The organism is Xenorhabdus sp. PB61.4 (genome assembly GCF_963894935.1).
GTDB lineage: Bacteria > Pseudomonadota > Gammaproteobacteria > Enterobacterales > Enterobacteriaceae > Xenorhabdus > Xenorhabdus stockiae.
In genome coordinates this window covers 25151-31971 of the sequence record NZ_CAWQJR010000178.1, presented here as the reverse complement: position 1 = coordinate 31971, position 6821 = coordinate 25151, and the positions used below count along the sequence as shown (strand labels likewise).

Annotated in this window: 2 protein-coding genes; one reads left to right on the top strand and one right to left on the bottom strand. The window is 41.9% G+C overall.

The genetic code is table 11. The features are described from left to right. Positions 1-291: 291 nt before the first annotated feature. On the bottom strand, positions 292-1392 hold the full coding sequence (locus AACX68_RS14195) for a hypothetical protein (protein ID WP_228859558.1): 1101 nt from the start codon (positions 1390-1392) through the stop codon (positions 292-294). A 294-nt stretch (positions 1393-1686) separates the two neighbouring features. On the opposite strand from AACX68_RS14195, the gene AACX68_RS14190 reads away from it, so the two are divergent. Continuing rightward, positions 1687-6735: an RHS repeat-associated core domain-containing protein gene (locus AACX68_RS14190; RefSeq protein ID WP_228859557.1), complete on the top strand. Its 5049-nt coding sequence runs from the start codon at positions 1687-1689 to the stop codon at positions 6733-6735. Positions 6736-6821: the final 86 nt, after the last annotated feature.

Genomic DNA, 6821 nt, shown 5'->3' with positions numbered 1-6821 from the left:
AATATATATTGAGATTAAATATAATGCAACGAGATTAAGGCCATGTGTGATGTTGAAAATTGTTTCAGTGAGCATATTAAGTTGTCTGTTATTATTATAATAACAGTAGGAGGTGAAAGCTCGAGTCAACCAAATTTAGGTGAATTTGGTAGATCAGTTTTTAGAACCCGTAGAGTATTATAGTTGCCCACCTCACGCTATCTGTAATCGATAATCAGCCAATAATAATTGGTTCTAGTGTATTAACCAATCGCCGAGTTATCGGCGATTGTATTTAAGACAAACTATTATTCAGTCATTGTCTGCATCTTGCAGATGAAAAGATTGGTGATCTTCATTTATGATTACACGTATATTTCCGGATCTGTTTCCATAAATATCATGGAAGTTAAAATAGGGTTCATAATATCCTTCCTCTCCCCAGAAAGCAGGATAGGGGGGGCTAAAATATAATTTAGTAACACTTACTACATCGGTGTTAGGATTTAGGGTATCTAAATATACTTGTGGTGAAGCTGTAAATTCTGAATCTTCCCCAGTCAAGTCATTAGTGTGAAAACTTTTGGTAATATTAACCCACCCAGCCTTTTTATTTTTATTCTGATATGTACCCCAAAGATAAAAAATATAGAGATTATCATTATTTGTAAGATAACTGAATCTACGGAATTGAATATTGCTTGGATCATCATCATAAGCTGTATTCCAGACATGGGCATCTTTCACGGTAAACTCATTTTTAGGTTTTATATAATAATTTGTTTGAGACCATTTATGATATTCAGTACTTTTCGTTTTTTTTGGAGTCCAATCCGAATAGCTATCTACTCTAACTACTTTATATTTTCCCGATTTAATGTTTTTCTGTTCTTCAATATTGAGACTGTCACTATCATAGTTAATCGGTGAATGACCAACAACAATAACATGTGAACCGAAACTTGCACCATCCTGAATACTATACGTCTGACTATCCAATTTAATCTTTGCACCTATTTGAATTGTCTCGGCACTACTTGTTGTGACCCAATAAGTTCGTATCTGAAAAGAACTATTTGCTTGTTCTTTATATAGTGAATCTAATATCTGTGGAGAAGTCTCGCCAGGAAATGTATGAGTGTATTCGTTTTCTTTAGTGCTGTATGCCCATCCTCCTGATAACTCTTCACCGGTAGAATAATCAATTAATTGTATGCCATCTAACTGCTCATCAGATAATATGATTAGACTATCATTATTATCTGCTGCTTGAATCAAAACATTGACGCCAACTTGCATGTTTCCATTGGCATATACGTTACCTTCTGTAAGGCCGGAAAGTAACTCGACGTCAAACTTACTCAATCTATCAATATTTGATGATTTGTCATTGTTTGGTATTTTTGATTTCATTTATAATCCCTCTTGTTTTAAAGTAAGAAATAAAACAATGGCTGAATAAATCACTGATGTGATAATTGATAATGAATAAATAAAATTTAATTTATGGTGTTTTTAATTTTTTATGTTATAAATATTGTTTTTTACTATTTGTTTAAAAGTATATGATACTAATTGCATAATGTGTGTTTGTAAGTGGTTTTGTTTTATTGGATGTCAGTTTCATTAAATAAACATAGTTATATATCTATATTAAACAGCAAGCAGCCGGGTTAACATACAATAAAATTTAAAAGAGGTATTACTATGCAGAATACTTTTTTTTCACATGCGCACAATTTTCAAAGCGCAGCAGCTGGTCGAGTTGATCCAAGAACCGGTTTATTTAATTATTTAATGCCCGTGGCACATCTTGTTGGGAATAATCATCTTGGGCCAGAACAGTCGATTTCACTCACGTATAGTCCGTTAAATACTGAGAATATTGGTTTTGGTATTGGTTTTGTACAGGCTTTCACGCAGTATGATACAACAAATCGGCTATTAATGCTTTCAACCGGCGAACGCTATAAAGTATTTGAAACGGATGATAAGGTCTTTTTGCAACAATATAAACAGGATGCTGTTCGTGTTGAAAAAGATAACACTCTAAATATTTATCGGGTGATCCATAAATCCGGCATGGTTGAAATATTAACTGGGCCAGAAAGTGTTTCTAATATTAAGGTGACTAAGAAAATTATTAATTCCCTCGGTTATACTTTAAAATTTAACTGGAGTTATGATTTTGGTTCTGTTCCGCGCCTTATTTCAATCGCTGATGAAGAACACATTCTCTTAAAAATTCACTATGAGCCGGATGATTATACGCGTATTACTGTCTGGCCAACAATGTCTGAGTCTTATGATATTAAATTGATTTTTGAAAATGATTATGTAACCCGTGTTGAAAATCACGCGGGTAGTTCCATATTGAAATGGGAAATGCAATATGACGATGATAGCAATTTCTTAACTCAGGTATCTTCGCCGACAGGGTCAAGAGAGTGGGTTAATTATGACCCGGATGGTCACCAGTTTCCTGATGAGGCTAACTTACCCGACCTTCCTTATGTAGTCAGCTATACTCAATCGGCCGGGCATGGGGCAGATAGTGTACGGACTTACCAATATACCAACACAAATTTTCTGGGTTATGGAGGCTCGGGGGATTGGAACAGTGATGATGACTACCTCTATGGTGTTTTATCAGATTACCAGTATGGGTCGACTGAAAGTATTGAAGAGGGTTCAACCTTGCGTACTGTCACTCGACGTTATAACAATTACCATTTGCTGATTTCGGAAACCACACAGCAAGGGCAGTGTAAACGGATCCATCAGACCGATTATTATGCAAAAATTGGCCCGTTTGATAAGCAACCCCCCCAGTTTCAGTTGCCAAAATCGGCCACAGTCAGCTTCAATGGTAAAGTTACGGAGACCGTGCAGACACGGTTTGACGTAGCGGGAAACCCCATCATGCAGATTGCTGAAGATGGCACTCGCACAGACTGGGAATATTACCCCGCCGAGGGAGAAAAGGGGGCTTGCCCGGCTTCGCCTTATGGTTTTGTGTGCTTTGTCAAATCTAAAAAAATCACCCCCGGCCAGTCAGTCCCTGCTGGAGCTTATGACGATGCACCTAGTCATACAGTAAAGTATAAATATGCCACATTGCCAACACGCCCAGGAGCTCCGGCGAAATATGCCGTGGTAGGGGTTCATCAGGCATGGTACAACGTAGATCAGTTACTTCATGAAATCCAGAAAGACTATGTCAATGATGTCACTTCCCCGGAGCATGGGCGTGTTCAGCGGATTGAGGAGACCGTTCATGCCCTACAGGATGGCACACAATATGCTGAAAAGAAGGTGTGGAGCACATCTCAGACAGTAAGTTATACCGTGCAAAAGGAAGCTCTGATAAAAAGTGTGACATGGAAAGGACATAACTATAAACAAGACCAACTCAGTATTACGACACAACATCAAAAATCGCGCTTTAGTGGAAAGCTATGGCATGAAGCTGATGCTCATGGAAACACGGCAAGTTATCACTATGATGGCATCGGGCGCATTCTGAAACATATTAGTAATGTAAAGACGCAGTATGCTCAGGAAATTAATTATGTTTATGATATTGAAAAGTCAGGTTCGGTTATGGCCATTCAAACGGATGTGTGGGGAAACCAGAGTCGTACCCGGTTGGATGGGTTAGGGCGCGCCTATCAGCAGGAAATACTGGAGAAAGGAAAAGAAGCTCAGGGCTGGCAGCTTGTCTCTGAAATTGAGTATGACAGCTGGGGGAGGGTTATTCGCCAAACGCATCATGATTGGCTGCCGATGGGCAGTGATCCGGAAAATGTGGCCAAGGTGTCAGCCAGTCAGAATATTGAATATGATGACTGGGGTCATGCCTATCGGATGATTCAGGACTCAGGAGAACGCATTCAGCAGGATTATGATCCGGTGACCCGAACCCTGAAAAAAACGATACAGGCAAAAGGACTCAATTTTAGCAGCAGTATTGTGCAGTATGATAAACGTCATCATCCTGTCACCATCACGCAGTATGACAGTCAGGGCAAGAAGTACAGCCAGCAATCTCACCATTACGATGGCTTAGGACGCTTGCGGGCGAGCATTGATGCATTAGGGCAAAAGACCGAGTACATGTATGATGCATTTTCGCGGATTAAAGCCATCAAGCAGCCTGACGGTACGGTGGTGCGAAAATCTTATGCGCCTTTCAGCACAGGTAGTTTATTGACCCAGATTGCGGTGGATTCACATGTTCTGGGTACCCGTGATTACGATAGCCTGTATCGCAATACGTCCACCACGATTGGTGGCCGCACTTATAGCGCCACCTACCAGGGCACAGCGCCTGTTCCTGAGACAATCACCAGTCCTACAGGACAGACGGTGAAGCATCAATATGAACCGTTGCTTGGCAATGTCTTGACGAAAGTGGAGGCTGGTGAGATACAACAGGACTTTCAATATGATGCTACAACAGGTGTGATGACCCAATCTTCGGCTTCGCATGAATTCACCCATGGTTTCAGTTATACCGCTTCCGGTCAGTTACAGGCGGAAACCTTCCGTTTTGACGATATGGATACGGGCACTGTGCGGAAAACGGAATACACCTATTCTCCCAACGGTCGGATGACAGGCTACCGTGATATCACCGGAAAAACCCGTTTAATGTCCTTTGATAAGTATGGCCGCCCCAGCGCTGTCACTGATCCGGATATTGGGATAGATATCCATTATGATGCTGCCAGTCGTGTTAATAATTGGGTAGTTAATGACCGACAGAATAATCAGAAACTCACGACTACTTTACGGTTTGATGATTTCGGGCGTGAGATAAATCGTGAAATCCAGACGGAAACCGACACGCTGACCCTGAAACAGCAGTTCAATGTGAACGGGCAGCTCCTCACCCGTACGACGCATTCACAGCAATCAGGGATGTTACGGCAGGAAAATTATACCTATGATCCGGCACGAAACTGGTTGACGGAATACCGCTGTTCCGGCGCAGAACGACCTCGCGATGCTTACGGGTTCCCTATTGCCGAACAGCGTTTTACCTATGATGTCTTAGGCAATATCCTAACGTGTATGACCACCCATGATGATGGCAGCAGTGATACGGCCACGTTTACTTATAGCTTGGTCGATCCCTGTCAACTGAGTCGTATTGCCCATACTCACCCGGGGTACCCTCCCACTATCTCTCTCATGTATGACAAAGCCGGGCACCTGATTCAGGGGGAAGGCAGCCGTCATTTAACCTATGACACGTTGGGCCGTCTGGAGTCTGTTCGTTTAAATGGCGCTGTCAGCCAGTATCATTATGACGCAGGTAATCGTCTGGTACTGCAACGGGCAGGAGACGATAAAACCCATGAATTGTATTATTTTGGTCAGGCCCGTGTAGCTGAAATTCAGCGGGAAGGGCATGTGGTGAAGCGGTTGCTTCGCTCACAGGGGGAAATGGTTGCAACGGTTATCGACGGGGAGACACACCTACTGGGCGTGGATGGGCATAGTAGTGTGCTGGTGAGTAACAAGGGTGATGGTACGCAAACCCGTTATCGTTATTCTCCTTATGGTCAGCAGGCAGAAGATGAACGTCATGCAGACCTGCCAGCCTATAATGGTGAGCGACTGGATCCGATAGGTGGTGATTATCACCTAGGGAATGGCTATCGGGCTTATAACCCGGTGCTGATGCGTTTTACAGCACCGGACAGCCTAAGCCCGTTTGGTGCAGGGGGTATCAATAGCTATGCTTATTGTCTGGGTGATCCCATTAACCGAACTGATCCCAGCGGGCATATGAGCGTGGGCGGTATTTTTGGATTAATTTTTGGCACTATTGGGTTACTTTTTGGGATTATAACGGCTATCCCATCGTTGGGGGCATCGCTGGGCTTAGGGACAGTAATAACCGGAGTCGGACTTGCTGCTGATGCAACAGGGATTGCTAGTTCGGCTACTGAAGACAGTAATCCTCATGCTTCTGCCGCTCTGGGCTGGGTCTCCATGGGATTAGGGATAATCAGTCTGGTTGGTGGTGTTACCGGTATTGTGCAAGGTGTTCGGAAAGCAGTAACACGACTAAGCGAGCCTTTTGGATTGAGTGGGATACCGGGAGGAAGCCGAGAGACAAGAGATGCGCTGTATGGGTCTGGAGTGGCTAGACATCAAGATAATGATGTAACCAGCTCGTTTAATTCATTTTTAAATAGATCCTCTATTGAAGAAATTGAACACCCACCGTTGAGTGGAAATCATACTCTGATGTTTACTCCTACTAGAACTTCATATAATGAGACAAGCAATGTAGAGAAAAATTTTCTTAAACAGATAGCGAGATTTAAACCAGCAAATCCACAAAATGAAGATAGTATTCTAATACTGGATAATAGAGGACTTGATATGCGTGGGCAGGATACATATGTGGATATTACAATAGATATTTATAAAAATTTATACACACGATTTTTCAGCTATGAGACTAGAAATTTAGAGAATACTAATCCCGTTTTTGAAATCAATACTTTGCGCAGTACATTTGACGGGATTTTAGACACCAGAACCGAGGTCGATGCGGAGTCTTTAGCGGTACTACGAAACAGATGGACGACCTTCCAATTAGATAGGACATTTGATCAATGGTTAGTAGCTTATCTGGGGCACAGGTACCCCAATATGAATGAAGTCATAACTAGAATGGCATTGGTGTTAGATGCGGATTCGATGCATGCATTATTTAATTTTATTTATCACCAATAGCCGTAGTTTTGAAATGAACGGATACTAAAAATCTGTTAATAGATTAGCGCATTGTGTTAAGCGCATAATTAATACAACGATAAATA